General features: G+C 67.2%; 15 protein-coding genes and 1 tRNA gene. 6 read left to right on the top strand and 10 right to left on the bottom strand.

The window, feature by feature from the left end; all coding sequences use genetic code 11:
- The first annotated feature begins 19 nt into the window (after positions 1 to 19).
- From queA to tgt, 3 genes are read left to right on the top strand one after another with little or no spacing between them, the layout of a single operon-like run.
- The gene (gene queA, locus FHU13_RS06595) at positions 20 to 1126 is read left to right on the top strand and encodes a tRNA preQ1(34) S-adenosylmethionine ribosyltransferase-isomerase QueA (protein ID WP_183435059.1); all 1107 of its coding nucleotides are present in this window, start codon (positions 20 to 22) and stop codon (positions 1124 to 1126) included.
- A complete protein-coding gene (locus FHU13_RS06590; protein WP_183435058.1) occupies positions 1123 to 1965 on the top strand; it encodes an aminoglycoside adenylyltransferase domain-containing protein in 843 nt (280 codons plus the stop codon). The genes queA and FHU13_RS06590 overlap by 4 nt, the downstream gene beginning before the upstream one ends.
- A complete protein-coding gene (gene tgt / locus FHU13_RS06585; protein ID WP_183435057.1) occupies positions 1962 to 3101 on the top strand; it encodes a tRNA guanosine(34) transglycosylase Tgt in 1140 nt (379 codons plus the stop codon). Before FHU13_RS06590 ends, tgt begins: the two co-directional genes overlap by 4 nt.
- A 10-nt stretch (positions 3102 to 3111) precedes the next feature.
- Here the strand turns inward: tgt and FHU13_RS06580 are convergent, their stop codons facing one another.
- Both FHU13_RS06580 and FHU13_RS06575 read right to left on the bottom strand, forming a co-directional pair.
- A complete protein-coding gene (locus FHU13_RS06580) occupies positions 3112 to 3369 on the bottom strand; it encodes a hypothetical protein (RefSeq protein WP_183435056.1) in 258 nt (85 codons plus the stop codon).
- A 227-nt stretch (positions 3370 to 3596) separates the two neighbouring features.
- Positions 3597 to 4664: a hypothetical protein gene (locus tag FHU13_RS06575; protein WP_183435055.1), complete on the bottom strand. Its 1068-nt coding sequence runs from the start codon at positions 4662 to 4664 to the stop codon at positions 3597 to 3599.
- Between the two features lie 132 nt (positions 4665 to 4796).
- Between FHU13_RS06575 and FHU13_RS06570 the strand changes: the two genes are divergently transcribed.
- Positions 4797 to 4872: transfer RNA gene (locus FHU13_RS06570), tRNA-Lys, on the top strand.
- Between the two features lie 729 nt (positions 4873 to 5601).
- On the opposite strand, the gene FHU13_RS06565 is transcribed toward FHU13_RS06570, so the two are convergent.
- A complete protein-coding gene (locus FHU13_RS06565) occupies positions 5602 to 5967 on the bottom strand; it encodes a hypothetical protein (RefSeq protein ID WP_210287473.1) in 366 nt (121 codons plus the stop codon).
- 600 nt (positions 5968 to 6567) lie between these two features.
- On the opposite strand from FHU13_RS06565, the gene FHU13_RS06560 reads away from it, so the two are divergent.
- A complete protein-coding gene (locus tag FHU13_RS06560) occupies positions 6568 to 9525 on the top strand; it encodes a formate dehydrogenase subunit alpha (RefSeq protein ID WP_246714513.1) in 2958 nt (985 codons plus the stop codon).
- Positions 9526 to 9574: 49 nt separating this feature from the next.
- On the opposite strand, the gene FHU13_RS06555 is transcribed toward FHU13_RS06560, so the two are convergent.
- From FHU13_RS06555 to FHU13_RS06535, 5 genes are all read right to left on the bottom strand, one after another.
- Positions 9575 to 10156 carry a YgjV family protein gene (locus FHU13_RS06555; protein ID WP_183435053.1) on the bottom strand — a complete coding sequence of 194 codons (582 nt, stop codon included), beginning with the start codon at positions 10154 to 10156 and terminating at the stop codon, positions 9575 to 9577.
- A gap of 234 nt (positions 10157 to 10390) precedes the next feature.
- Positions 10391 to 11095 (bottom strand): HAD family phosphatase, encoded by a 705-nt coding sequence (locus FHU13_RS06550; RefSeq protein ID WP_210287472.1) that lies wholly within the window; start codon positions 11093 to 11095, stop codon positions 10391 to 10393.
- A 67-nt stretch (positions 11096 to 11162) separates the two neighbouring features.
- Positions 11163 to 12566, bottom strand: a complete 1404-nt coding sequence (locus FHU13_RS06545) for a sugar porter family MFS transporter (protein ID WP_210287471.1) — start codon at positions 12564 to 12566, stop codon at positions 11163 to 11165.
- A gap of 28 nt (positions 12567 to 12594) precedes the next feature.
- Entirely contained in the window at positions 12595 to 13812 is a 1218-nt protein-coding gene (locus FHU13_RS06540; protein WP_183435051.1) for a hypothetical protein, read from the bottom strand.
- Between the two features lie 605 nt (positions 13813 to 14417).
- Positions 14418 to 14759, bottom strand: a complete 342-nt coding sequence (locus FHU13_RS06535) for a hypothetical protein (RefSeq protein WP_183435050.1) — start codon at positions 14757 to 14759, stop codon at positions 14418 to 14420.
- 895 nt (positions 14760 to 15654) lie between these two features.
- On the opposite strand from FHU13_RS06535, the gene FHU13_RS06530 reads away from it, so the two are divergent.
- On the top strand, positions 15655 to 15810 hold the full coding sequence (locus tag FHU13_RS06530) for a hypothetical protein (protein WP_183435049.1): 156 nt from the start codon (positions 15655 to 15657) through the stop codon (positions 15808 to 15810).
- 127 nt (positions 15811 to 15937) lie between these two features.
- Here the strand turns inward: FHU13_RS06530 and FHU13_RS06525 are convergent, their stop codons facing one another.
- Both FHU13_RS06525 and FHU13_RS06520 read right to left on the bottom strand, forming a co-directional pair.
- Positions 15938 to 17770 carry an ABC transporter ATP-binding protein gene (locus tag FHU13_RS06525; RefSeq protein ID WP_183435048.1) on the bottom strand — a complete coding sequence of 611 codons (1833 nt, stop codon included), beginning with the start codon at positions 17768 to 17770 and terminating at the stop codon, positions 15938 to 15940.
- On the bottom strand, positions 17751 to 18881 hold the full coding sequence (locus FHU13_RS06520) for a beta-glucosidase (RefSeq protein ID WP_183435047.1): 1131 nt from the start codon (positions 18879 to 18881) through the stop codon (positions 17751 to 17753). The genes FHU13_RS06525 and FHU13_RS06520 overlap by 20 nt, the downstream gene beginning before the upstream one ends.
- Between the last annotated feature and the right edge of the window lie 2 nt (positions 18882 to 18883).

Here is an 18883-nt window from a genome sequence, read left to right as displayed (position 1 = left end):
TCCGTGCTGATGGCGCGGGATGCGCGTGGACCTGTTCGATTTCGAGTTGCCGGAGGCTGCAATCGCGCTGCGGCCGGCGAGCCCGCGCGACGCGAGCCGCCTGCTCGTGGTGCGCCCCGGCGAAAACCTGGCGGATCGCGGCGTGCGCGACCTGCCCGCCCTCCTGAGCCCCGGCGACGCCCTCGTCTTCAACGACACGCGGGTGATCCCGGCCCGCCTCTCCGGCATCCGGCACCGGGCGGGCGGCTCGGGGCAGCGCTGCGAGGCAATGCTGCACCTTCGCGAGGCACCCGACCGCTGGCGCGCCTTCGCCCGCCCGGCCAAGCGCCTCGCCCCCGGCGACCGCATCCGCTTCGGCAGCGAGGGGGCGAGTGAAGTCTGCGCCCTGTCCGGACTCGACGCCACGGTGGAGGAACGGGGGGAGGGCGGCGAGATCCTGCTGCGCTTCGACCTGTCCGGGCCAGCGCTCGACGAGGCCATCGCCGGGCTCGGGGCTCTGCCGCTGCCCCCCTACATCGCGGGCAAGCGCGCCACCGACGCGCAGGACACAACCGACTATCAGACGGTCTATGCCCGCGAACCCGGCGCGGTCGCCGCCCCCACCGCCGGGCTGCACTTTTCCGAAGCACTGCTCGCCGGGATCGATGCGGCGGGGATCGAGCGGGTCCACGTGACCCTGCATGTCGGGGCCGGCACCTTCCTGCCGGTGAAGGCGGACGACACCGACGCCCACCGGATGCACGCCGAGATCGGCATCCTCGACGCCGCCACCGCCGAGCGGCTCAACGCCGTACGGGCGCGGGGCAACCGGATCGTCGCAGTCGGCACCACCGCCCTGCGGCTCCTGGAGAGCGCGGCCGGTCCTGACGGCACGATCCGCCCGTTCTCAGGGGCCACCGACATCTTCATCACGCCGGGCTACCGCTTCCGCGCGGTCGATGCGCTGGTGACGAACTTCCACCTGCCGCGCTCGACCCTGTTCATGCTGGTCTCGGCCTTCTCCGGCCTCGACACCATGCGCGGAGCCTATGCTCACGCCATCCAATCCGGCTACCGCTTCTACTCCTACGGCGACGCCAGCCTGCTGTTCCCGGAGCCCGCTCCACGTCCGGAGGGCACCCCATGAGCAGCCGGCGCCCGCCGCTCCGGGTCGACGTCGCCCGCATTGTCGATCGCTTCCTCGGCCTTATGGCGAGCGAGGGCGGCCCGAAGCTGCGCGGACTCTACCTCGTCGGCTCGGTGGCACTCGGCGATTTCCGACCGGGCCGCAGCGACATCGATTTCGTCGCCCTCCTCGACGGACCGGCGGATGAGGCAGAGACGGAAGCGCTGGCGCGGGTCCACGCCGCCCTGGCGCGGGCCGGCGGGCCGCATTTCGACGGCCTCTACCTGCCGATCGATGCCGTGCGGCACCCGCCGGAGCCCGACGCCGTCGTGCCCTTCAGCGTGGACGGGCAACTCCGGACCGGCGAGCCCTGCCGCGAGGTGAATCCGTCAATCTGGCGCTGTCTCTCACGCACGAGCCGTCCGATTCTCGGAGCGGCGCCGGCGGCGCTGAACATCGCCGACGATGACGCACGGCTGCACGCCTACTGCCGCGCCAACCTCGAAGCGCACTGGCGCCCCTGGCTCGCGCGTCACGAGACAGCGCTCGCCGGCAAGACGCCCGACGACACCTGCGACGCTGCGGCTCTCGAATGGGGCGTTCTCGGCGTGAGCCGCATCCTCTGCACCCTCGCCACCGGGCGGATCGTCTCGAAGCGCGAGGGCGGCCGCTTCGTGCTGGATCACCTGCCGGAGGCGCATCAGCCGGCGGTTTGGGACGCGCTCGACGCCCGCGACGGCGCGCTGGAGCGTGTCTCCTCAGCGGAAATGCGCGCGGGCCTCGACACCATGCGTTTCCTGATCGACGGCGCCCCGCGCTATCAGGCCGGTGCACACGCTCCCACATCCGCGGACCGATGACAGATCCCCTCGACTTCTCCTTCACGGTCTCCGCCACCGACGGGCAGGCTCGCACCGGCCATATCGCCATGCCGCGTGGACAAATCCGCACGCCGGCCTTCATGCCGGTGGGCACGGCAGCGACCGTCAAGGCAATGTACCCGGAGCAGGTGCGCGACCTCGGTGCCGATGTGGTGCTCGGCAACACCTATCACCTGATGCTGCGCCCCGGCGCCGAGCGGATGGCGCGGCTCGGTGGGCTCCACCGCTTCATGCGCTGGGACGGGCCGATTCTCACCGATTCCGGCGGCTTCCAGGTGATGTCGCTCTCCGCGCTCCGGAAGATCGACGAGGAGGGCGTGACCTTCCGCTCCCATCTCGACGGCACTGCCCATCGGATGAGCCCGGAGCGCTCCATCGAGATCCAGGGCCTGCTCGGCTCCGACATCCAGATGCAGCTCGACGAGTGCGTGCGCCTGCCGGCCGAGCGGCCAGAGATCGAGAAGGCGATGCACCTCTCGCTGCGCTGGGCCGAACGCTGCCGCGTCGCCTTCGGCGAGCAGCCGGGCAAGGCACTCTTCGGCATCGTCCAGGGCGGCGACGTGCCGGAGCTGCGGGTCGAGAGCGCGCGGGCGCTGACTGACCTCGATCTCAAGGGCTACGCCATCGGCGGACTCGCCGTCGGCGAGCCGCAAGCGGTGATGCTGGCGATGATCGAGACCGTGGAGCCGCATCTGCCTTCCACCGAGCCGCGCTACCTCATGGGCGTCGGTACTCCCGACGACCTGATGCAGTCGGTGATGCGCGGCATCGACATGTTCGATTGCGTGATGCCGACCCGCGCCGGGCGGCATGGGCTCGCTTATACCCGGCATGGCCGGATCAACCTGCGCAACGCCCGCCACGCCGAGGACACCCGGCCCCTCGACGAGGCCTCGGACTGCCCGGCGGCACGGGACTATTCCCGCGCCTATCTCCACCACCTCGTCCGCTCCGACGAGATCCTGGGGATGATGCTGCTGACCTGGAACAACCTCGCCTACTACCAAGCCCTGATGGCCGGCATGCGTGCGGCGATTTACGCCGGGCGGCTCGCGGATTTCGTGGCCGAGACCAAGGACGGCTGGGCCCGGGCGGAGGCCGCCGCGAAAGGCTGATCGGCCCGCCTCAGCGGAGGTCGGCGCGCTTCTGGGCCTTGTTGTAGCTGGTGATCGCCGCCTGACAGTTCGGCGAGAGCTTGGCCTTGTTCTGCTTGAAGCAGGTGCGCACCTCGGCGCTGTCGGGCGCGAACTCACCGCAATAGCTCAGGTAATCCCCGGTGCAGTGCTGCCGCAGGGTGTCACGGTCGGCCACCGGTGCCGCCGCCGGGCCGGCCAGAGCGGCGCTCGTGGTGATCATCAGGGCGATGGCTGTACGTGCGATCATGGGACTCTCTGCAACTCCGATAGTACGGCTCCCGCCCGCCTGCACCTTCGAGGAAGGCGCAGCGAGAGGACGACCCGGCTTGGCCGAGCCGCGGGGTGTAGAGCCTGCCGATCGGGCGAGAGTGCGGCCGGCTCGTGGCAGGCCAAGCCACTCATCCGCCACAGAGAACCGCCCGTTCCCAGGCGCGGTTCACTGATAGTCCGGCAAACGCCGCGGCTTATTCCGGCCTACGGAGAGTGCGCCAGAACCCGATAGGTACCGTCGGGATCGTCGCGCCCGCTCGCCTGTGCCGCCTTCAGGCCGGCCACGATCCGCCCTGCGATCGGCAGGCGGTAATGCAGCGGATCCCAGTAATTCGTGTCCTGCGTCGTGATCGGCGACGGGATGCGGAAATCGACCACGGTCGCCCCATGGGCAGCGCCGATCCGCGTCACCTGCGCCTTGCAGGCGGCCTCCCGCGCCGCGGCGGGCGAACCGGGCGCGCCCTGCTGCGAGACGTGGACGGGCGGGAAGACCACGAATGTCTTGGTCTCGGGCGGGGCCTGCGCCAGGAGCGCGTCGAGCCAGCCGAGCGCCGGCATCGGCGCGTCGGCGGGCGTCGGCCTGTAGCCCGGCTCGGCCTCGGCGGCGGCCTGGATCGCCTGTGCGCTGCGGATGTGCGCCTGCGCGCGGGCCGCGTCGTAGAGCTCTTCGGGCGGGGTGAAGACCGCGTAGCCGTTCTCCGCGAGCCGCGCGCGAACGAGCCCGAGCCGGTACAGCGCCCCCTCGAAGGCGGTGCCGACGCTCTGCCAGTTCACCTGCCGCAGCACATCCCACAGGGTGAGGCGTCCGTAGAGCCAAGCGGGAAAGGCGCGGAACGTCAGGCGCCGCTCGGCCGCATCCGGCTCGCACCACGTCGGATCAATGCCGAGCAGCAGCAGCCTCGGCCGCTCGTGGCGCAGGTAGAGCCGGGCCAATTCGCTCTGCTCGTAGGGCGTCGCCGCATTCATCGACAGATTGGCGAAGCGGCCCCCGAAGGCGCGGCCGAGATCCTCCGGGTCGAGCAGGCGCAGGGTCGATGTGCCGAACACCGCCGCGTCGTAGGCGCCGCTGCGCGCCACCTGCGGGTACATGAAGCGCTGGTTGCCATCCATCAGCGGCCCCTGCGCCCGCCCCGAACCGGCTCTCAACCCGTAGGGATCGAGGGCGGCGATGAGGCCGATGCAGACGGTGCCCAGGACCGCCGCCGCACTCAGGAACATCAGGACGAAGCGCTGCCATTCCGGTGGCGTACCCGCCGGGTTCTCTCTCGTCATCGAGCTTCGTATCGACTCAGCGGTTGGCACAGTGCGGAAGCCGTGTTGACCCTCCCGGCGCGACCCCCTATTGCGAGCCCCACGCCCCGAGCGCAACCGGCCCGCCCCGCGGCGCCTGCGCGAACCGGGTGCGAGCGCGTAGCTCAGTTGGTAGAGCAACGGACTTTTAATCTGTAGGTCCTGGGTTCGAGTCCCAGCGCGCTCACCACATTATCAACGACTTAGCTGAAATTCCCGAATGGCCGCGCCTCCAGGGGTAACGCGGAGGGTAACAGCAAGCAATTCCGCGGGTGCCGGGGAATTCGAGACCGGCACGCCTCGCACCCACCGAATTCGACTTCCACCCAAATGCTCCGCGAACCCCACTGCCACCCGCTGGTTGGCCCGGCTGAGGTGCCTCATGGCTGACACGACCAATCGAACCAACGATCTTGCCTTCCAGCAACATGGCGCCACGGACCCGCGAGCCTCACGCGGAACTGGCGGCGCAACTGATGGCCGGCAATGACAATCATCCTGAGGCGCCTGATCGGCCGCGCCTGACCCCACAGGGCCACAGCTCCGGCACCGTCTCTGGCGAGGACAGCACCGATCCTCACGGCGGGGCAAAGGAAGGCCAAAGCGACGCGGCTGAGGGATAGTGGCGTCGCCTCGCGCCAGCCAGTCATGCGTCCCCGATTAGCGCTCCACGATGCGGGTGAAGATGCCTTGGGCCGTGATCACAGTGTGCTGACAGAACCCGCCCGCGGCCGGCTGCATCTCGCCCGTCACCGGGTGCGGGAAGCGAAGATCCCGCTGCGCATGCATGATGCGGCGAAGGCGAAGTGTCCATGAATACCTCTCGCAGTCGTGGCGGTGCCGAGAAACTCGAGGTCAGGCGCCAGGCAGAGCGAACAAACGCGATGCCGGTTGAGCTCAATCGTCGTTCGCTCTGTCCTCATCTCAGCTTGGCCGGATAGAGAGGTCCTTTGAGCGACATCGGCTCCTTGTCGCCCAGCAGGCGCCGGGCGGATGCGATCTTCTGGAACGTTTGCCGGCTCGCACCTGCGAAGCTTGCCTCCTCTTCAAGCCGGCGGAGATCCTCAATGATGCGGCTCACGGCGGCATCGCGTCCGTGGATTCCTTCGCCAAGGAGGAGCTGCGCGAGCAAAACGGTCTCACGATCGAGGGCATCAGCGGCTTCCATCGCTCTCTCCGGTCTTGCCGTGCGTTCGCCTTTATCTGAGAGTAAAAATCGAGACTGCATACAACGCAAGTTATCAACGAAAACAGCGTGCGGTATCCTACAGATGCCGCGGATCATCAGCGATAAAGCTAAGCCTGATACAGGTTAAATTCGATGATGACCATCGAGACTCGCCTGAGCACACAAAGCAGCACGAGCATAGAGAGCTCACCGGCGCAACCGGCATCGTTGCCGATCGTTCAATCGATAACTGATCGATAAAATAAATGATGCATCTGCCTCGCTCGATAAATTCATGAAATCGACAACCCAATCACAACATAGATCATCATCTTTCGGCAAGATTGGAACGTCGGGGTAACTGATGTTGTCGCAGGCCTGCATCCCATCCGTTAGATGAGGACGTTGCCGGACAGTTCGGCACAATTGCGACCCACTTCCGGTCGCACGGGCCAGTCGAGAGACGGAGGCTCTTTCTTAGACTCGAAGAGTGATCTTCGGACGGTCGACCTGCGGCGGGCGCCAATCTTTCCTCTGTCACGCATTCGCAGATCTTCCCGGCCTGCGCGCAGGAGGATCAAACCGTGCATCGCGAAGACGGCACTTCGCCCGACCAGCGTTCCACACGGCCGGCACCGGCTATCGACTTGGGCGAAATCGACTTGGGCGAATTGGGAACGAGGCTCGATCAGACTTGATCGATGGGAGCGGGCTTGCATGCTTACGAAGCGCAAGAACTCAGAGCACAGACCTCGTGGCCACGACGCTGCACAGGGCACGGTGATCGCACCCGAAGAAGCCCCGTCCAAGCTCAACCGCCGAAGCTTCTTGGTACAATCAGGACTCGCCGCCGGCAGTCTCGGCGGCCTCGGGAGCATCCAGCTCGGCGCGGTGCGCAAGGCCAAGGCCGCCGGCTCCTCGGCCGTCGGACCTGGCACCGTGATCCGGAAGAACATATGCACCCACTGCTCGGTGGGCTGCACGGTCACGGCCGAGGTCGTCAACGGCGTCTGGGTCGGCCAGGAGCCGTCCTGGGCGAGTCCGATCAACCGGGGCACCCACTGCGCCAAGGGGGCGGCGATCCGCGAACTCGTCTCCTCCGAGCGCCGCCTGAAATACCCGATGAAGCTCGAGGGTGGGCAGTGGAAGCGGATCTCCTGGAATCAAGCAATCGATGAGGTCGGCGATCGGCTCCTGGCGATCCGGGAGAAGCACGGCGCGGATTCGGTCTACTGGCTCGGCTCGGCCAAGTACACGAACGAGGCCGCCTACCTGCTGAGGAAGTTCGGCGCGTTCTGGGGGACCAACAACACCGACCATCAGGCACGCATCTGTCACTCGACTACGGTGGCGGGCGTGGCCAACACCTGGGGCTACGGCGCCCAGACCAACTCCTACAACGATCTGCGCAATGCCAAGACGATGATCATCATCGGCGGCAACCCGGCCGAGGCGCACCCGATTTCCATGCAGCACATCCTGTCGGGCAAGGAGATCAACCGCGCCAATCTCGTCGTCATCGATCCGCGCTTCACCCGCACGGCGGCCCATGCCACCGAGTATGTGCGCATCCGCTCCGGCACCGACATCCCGATCGCGTGGGGGATGCTGTGGCACATCTTCCAGAATGGCTGGGAGGACAAGGAGTTCATCGCCCAGCGCGTCTACGGCATGGACGAGGTGCGCAAGGAAGTCGCCAAATGGACGCCCGACGAGGTCGAGCGCGTCTCCGGTGTGCCGGGCGGCCAGTTACGGCGCGTTGCCGAGATGCTGGCGAAGGCGAAACCGGCCACCCTGATCTGGTGCATGGGCAACACCCAGCACACGGTCGGTACGGCCAACGTCCGGGCACTGTGCATCCTGTGCTTGGCCACCGGCAATGTCGGCAAGCCGGGGACGGGTGCCAACATCTTCCGCGGCCACACCAACGTGCAGGGCGCGACGGATCTCGGCCTCGATGTGACGTCGCTGCCGCTCTATTACGGCCTCGTCGAGGGCGGCTGGCGCCACTGGGCTCGCGTCTGGGAGGTTGAGTACGAGTGGCTGCAATCGCGCTTCGATGAAGTGCCGGCGGCGGCCGGCCGCAAGGCCCGTACCCGCAAGGAGAACATGGAGGCGCCCGGCATCACCTCGACCCGCTGGTTCGATGCCGTGAACCTGCCGCCGGAACAGATCGACCAGCGCAGTCCGATCCGGGCCATGATGATCTCGGGCCATGGCGGCAACACCGTCACGCGGCTGCCCGAGGCGTTGGAGGGCCTGAACAAGCTGGAGCTGATGGTCGTCGCGGACCCGCATCCGACCACCTTCGCCGCCTTGGACGGGCGCAAGGACGGGACCTATCTCCTGCCGATCTGCACCTCGCTGGAGATGGACGGCTCCCGCACGGCCTCGAACCGCTCGCTGCAATGGGGCGAGCAAATCGTGAAGCCAGCCTTCGAGTCGAAGAACGACTACGAGTTCCTCTACCTCCTGGCCAAGAAGCTCGGCTTCGCCGAGAGCCTGTTCAAGAACATCACGGTTGAGAACAACGTCCCTCTGGCCGAGGACATCCTTCGGGAGATCAACCGCGGCGGCTGGTCCACGGGCTATTGCGGCCAGTCGCCGGAGCGGCTGAAGGCGCATATGCGCAACCAGCATAAGTTCGACCTCGTGACGCTGCGCGCGCCCAAGGACGATCCGGAGGTCGGCGGCGACTATTACGGTCTGCCCTGGCCTTGCTGGGGCAAGCCGGAGCTTCGCCATCCGGGCTCGGCGCTCCTCTACAACACGGCGATACACGTGAAGGATGGCGGCGGCACCTTCCGCGCTCGGTTCGGCACCGAGCGCAACGGCGAAACCCTGCTCGCCGAGAACTCCTACACCAAGGGTTCTGACCTGACCGACGGCTACCCTGAGTTCACCATGGCAGTGTTGAAGAAACTCGGCTGGGAAAAGGACCTGACGCCGGAGGAGCGCGCCATTATCCAGACGATCGGCGGCGACAAGGTCGATACCGTGAATTGGGCGACCGACCTGTCGGGCGGCATCCAGCGCGTCTGCCTCGACCACGGCGTCATGCATTATGGCAACGCCAAGGCGCGGGCGAATGCCTGGAACCTGCCGGATCCGGTGCCGGTGCACCGTGAGCCGATCTACTCGCCGCGGCCCGAGCTCGTGGCGAAGTACCCGACGAGGCCAGACGAGAGGCAGTTCCGGATGCCGAATATCGGCTTCTCGGTGCAGCGATCCGCGGTCGAGCGGAACGTCGCGCGGGACTTTCCGATCATCCTGACCTCCGGCCGTCTCGTCGAGTACGAGGGCGGCGGCGAGGAGACCCGCTCGAACCCGTGGCTCGCCGAACTGCAGCAGGACATGTTCGTCGAGATCAACACGGGCGACGCCGCCGCACGCGGCATCGCGGACGGTCAGTGGGTCTGGGTGCTGGGGGCGGAGAACAGCTCGAAGACCAAGGTGAAGGCGCTGGTGACCGACCGCGTCGGCCGGGGCGTGGCGTTCATGCCGTTCCACTTCTCCGGCTGGTACCAGGGGAAGGACATGCGCGACTTCTACCCGCAGGGTGCCGACCCAATCGTGCTCGGCGAGAGCGTGAACACCGTGACCACCTACGGCTTCGATCCCGTCACGGGGATGCAGGAGCCGAAGGCGACGCTCTGTCAGATCCGCGCCGCCTGACGCGAAGGGGCCAGCGCGACAGGCGGTCAGAGCGTGGCGGGACGCCGCCTCAGGAGGGCGAGCTGAGCGGCGGTGCCGGCTGCCGGCCGATACCCTGCTCGCGCAGTGCTGCGACGGTGAAGCCGATCAGGCCGAGGCAGTCGCAGGTCAGGCCGCATGCGGAGCCGACCATCACGTTGTGGCTTGCCCAGCCGAGAGCCGATCCAATCAGCAAAAGCCGCATGGTCTGGGGCGAGGATTGCAGCCGCGCCGTCGTGGACACCAGCGTGGCGACACCGGCGAAGATCGACGGCAGGCCGTTCCAGGTCGTCACGGTCAGCACGACGGCCAGCAGGAAGGTAGCGGCGAAGACGAGGTCGAGCCATGCCGGGCGGCCGCGGGCCTCGACGAAACGCACGGCGAGAAGGCATTGCAGAACCCCGATCAGGTTCATCGCCATGCCGGTTGGCGAGCCGAGACGGAGGAAGTGAAGGGCGAAGCAGAGGCTGCAAGCGGCCGAACTCAGCAGGATCAGGTGCCGGCGTGGCATGAGCCCCGTGTTGAAGCCGAAGCCGAGGCCGAGCAGGCCGAACAGGTCGAGACTGGCCGCAGCCGCGCGCAGGAACGCCGGCCAGGCTTCGAGGAAGGGCATGGATCGAGAGGTCCGCGGCTGGGGTGACAGACGCAAGCCTCGTCGATCGGGGTGGCGCGAGTGGGGAGATTTGCGGGCAGGTGGCGGCGTTGCGAAGGCGCCGGGATGGCAGCGCCGCTGACGCTTCGAGGTGGAGCGGGGTGTTTGACGATAGGCATCGATCCGCGGCGCCGTGGGGAGGGGCTCCCTCCCGCCTGGAGGTGCGGCGATTGTTCCTGGCAGACAGGCCTGCCTTCAGGCCGCCAGTGGTTCGGTGAAGGCCAAGGGCACGAGCCGTTCCAACTCACGCATGTCGCCGAAGACCGCCTCCGCCCCGGCGGCCCGGAGCCGGTCGCCGAGCTCGGGCGGGCAGTGGCTGCCGCCGGTGAAGCCGAAGGTGCGAATGCCCGCGGCGCGGGCCGCCGTGACGCCCGGAACGCTGTCCTCGATGACGAGGCAGTCGGGGATGGCGGCCCGCATCCACCCGGCCGCGTATAGAAAAACGTCCGAGGCCGGCTTCCCGCGGATGACTGACGCGGCGCTTATGATGTTCTCGCCGAAATGCACCTCCAGCCCGGTCATGGCGAGCCCAAGTCGTAGTTTCGGCGGCGCGCTGCTCGACGCGACACAGAACGGCACGCGCAGGCGCCGCAGGACCTCCGCCACATTCGCGACGGCTTGCAGCTCGGTCGCGTAGCATTCCGCGGTGCGGGTCCGTGTTCGGGGCAGGAAGCTCTCAGGAAGCGGGCCACCGTAATCGCGTTCGAGCTCCGCCATCATCTCCCGCTCCGGCCGCCCGGCGAAGCGCAGGATCACGTCTTGGACGGAGAGCGGGAGGCCAAGAGCCGTGAGTTCCTCGCTAACGAGGCGGCAGACCAGAATCTCGCTGTCGATCAGCACGCCGTCGCAGTCGAAGATCAGGGTCGGGTTCGCGGACGCTTGAATATGATCAACTGACAAGAGGATCACCTGAATTGGCTGGTCTGGTTGCGGCTGGAGGCTTGCGTCAAATCGCGCTGGCGTCCGCTTAGGGGCGGAAGGTCCCGTCCCGCAGCGAATGCTCAATCTGCTCCAGGCTCCGGCCTGCTGTTTCGGGAACGAAGCGGAGCACGAAGAGGAAGGCGAGGACGTTCATGAGCCCGTAGAGCGCCATGGTAGCGCCGGTGCCGAGGCTGTGAACGAGGGTCAGGGCCGAGGCGGTTACGACGAGGTTGGAGCCCCAGACCATCGTGGCCTGCGCGCTGGTTCCGGCAGCCCGCACCGAGAGCGGATACATCTCGGAGCCTGTGAGCCAGCCGACGACCTGGATTCCGCCTGCATTGAAGAACATGTAGGCGAGCAGGCACAGGAGGACGGGCCAAGCGCGCTCGCCCCCGGCCAGTTCGAAGAAGAGCAGGCCGCCCAGGACGAACAGGCTCACCGCGGCGCCGGGGAGCATCCAAAGGGAGAGGGAGCGGCGGCCGACGCGGTCCACCACTACGAGGCCGACCGCCGTCATCACGGCGTAGACGAGGCCGAGCCAAAGCGTCGAGCGCAGCGCCGTGGCGTGATCGATGCCGACGCCCGTCAGAAGCGTTGGGGCGTAGTAGACCATCATTTCGATGCCGGTGATCTGCGTGAAGGCGGCGACGCCGAGCGCGGCCACGACCGCCGGGTGCAGCCAGGATTGCCCCAGGCCGCGCCAGCCCCGCACGGGGGCCGACCGTTCGGCCTCGACGACGCGCTCGATCTCGCCGATCTCGGCATCGATGTCGGCCCCCTCGGGCCGGACGCGGGCGAGTTGCCGCCGCGCCGCATCGGTCCGGTCGCGACCGACAAGCCAGCGCGGACTTTCCGGCAGGAAGGCCGTGGCAGCGCAGAGAAGGGTGGCCGGGAGAATGGCGGCACCGATCATCCAGCGCCATGACCACGCGTCGCGGAACTCCGAGGCGATGAGATTGGCCGAGAGGATGCCGAGCCCAATCGCCACGTTGAACATCGTCACGCAGCGTCCGCGATGCGCCGCCGGAGCCAGCTCCGCGACGTAGACGGGAACGGCCTGCGAGGAGGCCCCGACCGCGAGCCCCAGGATCACGCGGGCGCCGATGAGAAGCCACGCATTCGGGGCGAGGCTCGAGGCCAGAGCCCCGAGAACATAGACCACGGCGAGCGCCGTCACCGTCCACCGCCGGCCGATCCGCTCGGTGAGCCAGCCGCCGGCCAAGGCCCCGCCGATCGCGCCGACGAGGATCGAGGCGGCGGTCATCTCCTGCATGCGGTGGTCGAGGCCGAATTCTTCGCGGATCGACAGGAGCGCACCCGAGATGATGCCGGTGTCGTAGCCGTAGAGAAAGCCGGCGATCGCCCCCACGCCGACGACGAAGACGAGATAGGCCGTGAAGCCGCCGGCCGCGCGGCTCGGCGGCCTCGCCCGCGCTCGACCCCCCGGCACCCTGAGATCTCCGGGGTGCCGGAGTGCGTCACTGTGCGCAGGCATCGATGAAGGTTCCCGATTCCACGAGATGCAGCAGGCTCAGGAGGCCGCGGCTTATGGCGGGCGGCAGCACGCCCTTCTCTGCCTCGTAGGCGCCGAGCGGTCCGTTGATGCGGTCGGCGAAGCGGCGGCTGAACGCCTCGATGGTGCTGGCATCACCCGCGGGCGGCGCTTGGAAGCGGGCCAGAATGCGGGTGATCGGATCCTCGGTCGAGAAGAAGCGCTGGAGGATCGCCGTGGCGGCGCCCGCGAGATAGTCGTCGATCTCTACGTCGCGCACGAAGGCGGCGTAGGTGGGATCGCGTCGCAGCAGCAGGGCGACGCCCTCGCGCATCTCGTCCATCACCGCGATCGCGTGTCGGCGCTGCTCTGGCGAGGCGCCGATGAACTCGTTGAGCTTCATTCCGCGGTCGCCGCCGCTCGCCTGGAACGCCCTCAAGGCGATCAGCCAGTGCGTCCCGTTCAGAAGCCAGCCCTTGATCTGTTTCTCCACCTCAAGATGGCGGCTAAATCCGACCTCCGTGCCGGCACAGAGGTCGCGTAGGATCTCGACTTCCGGGCTCAGCGCGAGCTTGAGCGAGGCGTAGGGCTCCGTGCGCACCGTGACGGTCGGATAGGCGTCCGACCGATCCTCCTCCAGTTCGACGCACATTCGATCGACCAGGGCCGCCACCGGCGACACCTGCCTACGAGTCGCGGACGTGACGCGATCGGCGAATTCGGGAGCCTGCAGAACATGCTGGGCTGAAACGGTGTTCTCGCAAGCGATCAGGAAGATCGGGCCGACCGGATCCCCGGCCTCCCGAAGTTCGGAGAGCGCGTTCAGCGACGCGATTACGGGCGGATAGTTCTCCTGCTTAAGGACGGATGCGGTGACGACGACGCCCCGTTGCCTTGCCGCGGAACCCTCCACGATCCGCCGTGTCAGGGCCTCGACCTCGTCTTCGTCGTAGGTGTGGAATGCCGTGTACCGGATCGGCTGAGTGCCCGACGCTGTGCCATCCAGGATTTGCAGCCCGTAACGCCGCTCAGGATGGTCACGCAGGAGTTCGTTGCGCCGGCTCGCTCCGAGAGCCGGGCTGCCGGTCGCGTTCGCCGCAGGTACGGCTCGATTGAGAATGATGCTCTCGGTGCCGGATGACTGAAACAAGGGGACGACGAGACCAAGGCCGAGACGGCCGGCGCCAAAATGGATGTGGAGCATCGCAACCAATTCGATGATGGAGGAGCAATCCATCAGGGCAGGCCCGCGACGCGAGCCTGCCCTGATGGGTCGTCAGGATACTTTGGAGAGTGAACGGGCCTGCGCCGTCCCGAGCCCGTTGGCCTCTGCGACACGAAACGCCGCGGGGATGTTATAAAAGATAACGCTCATCAGGAAAGACAACCTTGCTTTATCCTGCTGCGTTGATTTAACCTGAGACATGATTTGCTGCTTCTATGCTGCGGGATCTATCGTCCTAACCTGATCCAAACATCGAAGTTTCTGTGCGATACCGAACGAATTATCGAAAATGCCCGTCCGCGGATCGGCAGCGTGTGAGAGAGCCGCTTGCACGCAAAGGCAGGTCTCTCCAACTTGGGTCCGCCGCTCGGGACTATCCGTGTTCCACGGATGACGGCGGCATTCATCTCAGTCGGTGAATGATGTTGCGGCGATCCCGGCAAACGGGCTGCGCTTCGATCGCCTCAGACCAAATCCGGCTGATCCCTTCTGGATGGCAGATTTGGGCTTCGCTCAAGCGCCGCGCGGGCTGAGCGATACGGTCCCCGCTTTGATCAAGCGGAGACCGTATCATCCGTTCGATGTCATCGGCCGCGGGAATCCGTCTTGTCATTGCTGAGGGCGAGTTCGGCGAGGCCGAGGCCGACGAGCAGAGCCCTGTCCCGCATGAGCTCACGGCGCATCAGGATGCCGGCTCCGACGAAGGTCAGGCCGCTCAGCGCGTCGAGCGCCAGGTGCGTGCGCATCGAGAGGCGGGGCACGAGACCGCCCTCGTGACGCGTCACCAAAGTGTAGGCCAAGTGCCAGGGCGGACCGACCTCCATGATCCGCCACGTACCGGGGCCGCGCCCGGGCGCTTGGCCGAGCAGAGCGATGGTGGCTAGGATCACGTAGTCGCTGAATGCGTGCAGCCGGGTGCCGATCATTCGCCTGTCTTGCTGTCGGAACCACAGGACCAGCCGCTTCGGGGACGCCCGGTCCGGGCAGCCTGAATCAGAGAACGGCACCCTTGTTCGCGATCAATGACGATCCGGCGTCGCCCCTGGATCGCTGTTCGGTAGGGTGGATCGGCGGACCTTCTCCGGTTCCCTGAGAGGTTTACGTGGAGAAGGAGCCGAAGCCCTCGAAATCCTTGGGTGGCGGAACGACTCGACCGCGCGGCAGCATCCGCTTCGTATCGGTCCGGGCCGGCGGCTCTGCCACCGGGGGCGCTCCGCGTCCATCGTCACGGGCGCAGACGGGGGCTGGCCCTGCTCGTTCTAGCACTGGCGGGCAAGCACAGCGGTCAGGATCATGTTCGTATTGCATAGGTGTGACCCGTGAATGCGCTGAATTTGTGCGGATTGACCGGAGAAGTCCGGGTGATCGCGCGAGTTCCAGCTCCCTGTTTCACGAAACGCTTTCGTGTTGTGCCAAACAGTCATCGGTTAGATAACGTCGCCGATCGCGAGCCTCCGGCAGTGCGCGAGTACGGCACAACAGAATATTGTTTGATGACGCACCGGAACCAGTGCGCTGGTGGCGTTGCTATTCCGGCATGAACGTCATCGCGTTTCGTTCATCGCACCCACGCCGGAGCCGCTCGGGCTATCTCGATCACCATAGGTGTGCGGCCGCATCGTCGAAGCTTGGCGTGATCGTGCCTCGATCTTCTAGAGCATCGTCTCTTTCCGAAAGCCGGTGGCCACCTTTCGGGACGATGCTCTAAATCGCAAACGCGCGCCAGTTTTATCTCGGGATCCTCAAGACACCACGCGCTCATTCCGTGTCGGTCAAAGGGTCCTGATCATGGAAAAGAACCCAAAATAAGCAGGAGATACAATGACACAACCGCAGCCCCCGCGCATCCGCACAAACCGCTTCGGTATGATTGGCGCCGCACTGCTGGCCTTGGCCCTGATCGGCTTTACTCTCTACTTCGTCAGCATCCCGAGCCGGACCCTTCCGGAGGAGCCGCAGAGCACGACGCGCCCATGACCGCCGGCTCGACGATATCGATCGATATCCGATTGGCCCCGTGAACAAGCGAAGATGATGATCGGACGAATTGCGGGCTGCCCTGCGCTTAGGGCTGAAGCAGCCGCCAAAGCTGCAATTGCTCGCATCAGGCCGCGTCCATCACACTCTCGTCGGACAACCCTTCTGCCTGTAGACGCCACATCTCCTCGAAGAGGCCACCCGCCTGCCGTAGCTGCCTCACCGTCCCGTCCTCGACGATGCGCCCGTCGCTGACGACGAGAATGCGGTCGAAGGCGGTGAGCGTCGACAGGCGATGCGCCACCGCGATCACCGTGCGCTCGCGCATCAGACGAACGATGGCCGCCTGGATCGCCATCTCGGTCTCGGTGTCGAGCGCCGAGGTCGCCTCGTCGAGGAGCAGGATCGGGGCCTGCTTGAGGAGCGCGCGGGCGATGCCGATCCGCTGGCGCTGGCCGCCCGAGAGCCGCGTGCCGCGCTCGCCGACGATGGTGTCGTAGCCCTCCGGCAGATGGCGCACGAAGCCGTCGCAGGCGGCGGCGCGCGCCACCGCGAACACCGTCTCGTCGTCTGCCTCGGGCCGTGCGAAGCGGATATTGTCCATCACCGAGCGGTGCAGCAGCCCGATCTCCTGCGACACCACCGCGAGCGCGTCGCGCAGCGAATCCTGGCGCACGCCGGCGATCGGCTGTCCGTCGATGCGGATCTCGCCGCGATCGACGTCGTAGAGGCGCTGGAGCAGGTGCACCAGCGTCGACTTGCCCGCGCCCGAAGGCCCGACGATGCCGACCTTCTGGCCGGCCGGGATCGACAGCGTGACGCTGTCGAGCGCCGGGTGCCCCGGCCGGTAGCCGAAGGATACATCCCGCAATTCGATCTGCCCGCCCCGCGGTACAAGGGCCGGTGCGCCGGATACGTCCCGCACGGTACAGGGCTTGGCGATCACCGAGAGCGTCTCCTCGATGAAGCCGAATTGCTGCGCGACGTCGACCAGGGAGAGCGCCATGTCCTTCGAGGAGTGGAGGATGCGCAGCGTCAGGCTCGCCACCACGACGACGCTGCCGGCACTGGCGCTGCCGCGGCCCCACAGCACCAGCGTCCAGGCGAGGATGCCTGCGGCGAGTACCCACAGCGCGATGTCATGGATAAGCCGGGCCTTCTCCAGGTAAAGCCAGCTCCGGCGCTGCGCCGCCGCCTCGATGCGGAAGCCCGCACCGAGGCGGTCACGCTCGCGGACGCGGGCGGAGAACGCCTTCACGGTCCACATGTTGGCGATGGTGTCGACGAGGTCGCCCGCAATCACCGCCGCCTGACCCGAATAGGCCCGGTGGATCGGCCGGCCGCGCACGCCGAAGCCGATCAGTCCGGCGGTGACGGTCAGGATCATGGCTACGAGCGCCAGGGTGAGGAGCCCGTCGACGCTGCCGAAGATGATCACCGCCCCGGCGACATCGACGATGGGCGGGACGATGCGCCAGACGAAGGTGTTGACGAGCGCCCCGAAATTGCCGGCGGTGGCGGTGATGCGCTGGCCGAGCGAGCCGGCGAGATTCTCGGCAAAATAGTGCATCGACTGACGTTCGAGGTGCTCGAACAGTTCGATGCGCAGATCGACGCCGACGCCGACGGTCGTGCGGCAAGCAAGCCACCCGGTGAGGCGCGCCAGGGCCGCCTCCAGGGCGATAAGGACGAGGAACAGGCCGAGGGCGAACAGGACGGCGCCATTGAGCGAGGGCGGTCCGGCGATGGCATCGACGAGGAGCTTCAGGCCGTATTGCTGGCCGACACCGCAGGCGGCCGAGGTGACGACGAGCAGGAGCAGCGCGGCGAAGTGGCCGCGCCAAGCCAGCATGTGGTGCAGGATGAAGCGTCCGCCACTGGCGAGATGCGAGGGCTCCTCCGCAGATCCCGGGGCCTCCGCACTCGGGGTCGCGTCCCGGTCAGGCTGCGCCACGGGCATCCTCCTCGTCGATGCGGGCGAACCGCGCCTGCTGCTCGCGGAGTTCGGCAGCCAGGGGCTCGTCGAGCCGGCGGGTGCCGTCCTGGTCGGGGGCGGAAAACAGGCCAACGGCGCAGGGGCGCTCGTTCTCCCAGCCCGGATAGTCGAGGATGGGATAGAGGCAGATGCCGAGGATCGGCACGCCCTGCGTCTGCGCCGCCCGCACCTCGGCGCAGACGTAGTGCAGCCACGCCGCCTTGGCGGTCCCCTCCGCGCCGGTCTCGGCCACGAGGAGCGGGCGGCCGTAGCGAGCATGGGCCTCCGCCAGCATAGAGCGGAACGGGCGGTAGGCGTGGTGGCCGAGCGGGATCGTGCCGCCGCCATGGACCCACTGGTTGTCGGGATAGAAGTTGAGGCCGATGAGATCGAGCGCCGATGGATGGCCGACGAGTTCCGCCGCCCGTCGCCCGCCAATCATGTCAAGCGCCTCGTACTGAACCTCGCGATAGGCGGCGGCCCCCTCGGGAGCGGCGCCGTCGGCGACATGGATCGCCGGCTCGGCATGGAGGAAGCGGGCCTCGGGATCGACCGCGCGGACGGCCCTGATCGCGGCGAGGGCGGCGCGCACGAGTTGGCGCTTCAGGACCGGCCCCTGCCCGCAGGCCAGGGGTCCGATTCGGCCGACCTCGCCGCCGGCCCAGGCCCAGTAAGAGATTTCGTTGACCGGGCACAGGAAGGGCGGCGCGCCAGAGACTTCGCGGATGCGCCTCGCCGCTTCCGCCGCGAAGGCGGCGAAGCGGGTGATGAAGTCCTCCGACCAGATGTCGAGATCGTCGGGCCAGCCGTAATGGCACAGGTCCCAGATCACCTGTATTCCGGCTTCCCGCGCCGCCCGCAGCATCGGCAGGGCGCTCGACCAGTCGTAGCGGCCCGGCTGCGTTTCGATCCGGTGCCAGCGCAACCCGTCGCGGGCGGCGGCGAGGCCGTGGCGACTCAAAGCGCGGTAATCGAGCAGCGCGTGGCGGTCATGGCCCGTGGCCGCGAGGACATCGAGGCGCCGCCCGTCCGAGCGGCGATGGGTGGAGCACTCGAAGCCGCCCAGGAACAGGCCTCGGATCGGAGCATCGGTCATCG

The sequence above is a fragment of the Methylobacterium sp. R2-1 genome, assembly GCF_014191355.1.
In the GTDB taxonomy this organism is placed as follows: Bacteria; Pseudomonadota; Alphaproteobacteria; order Rhizobiales; family Beijerinckiaceae; genus Methylobacterium.
This window is presented reverse-complemented; position numbering and strand designations above follow the sequence as displayed.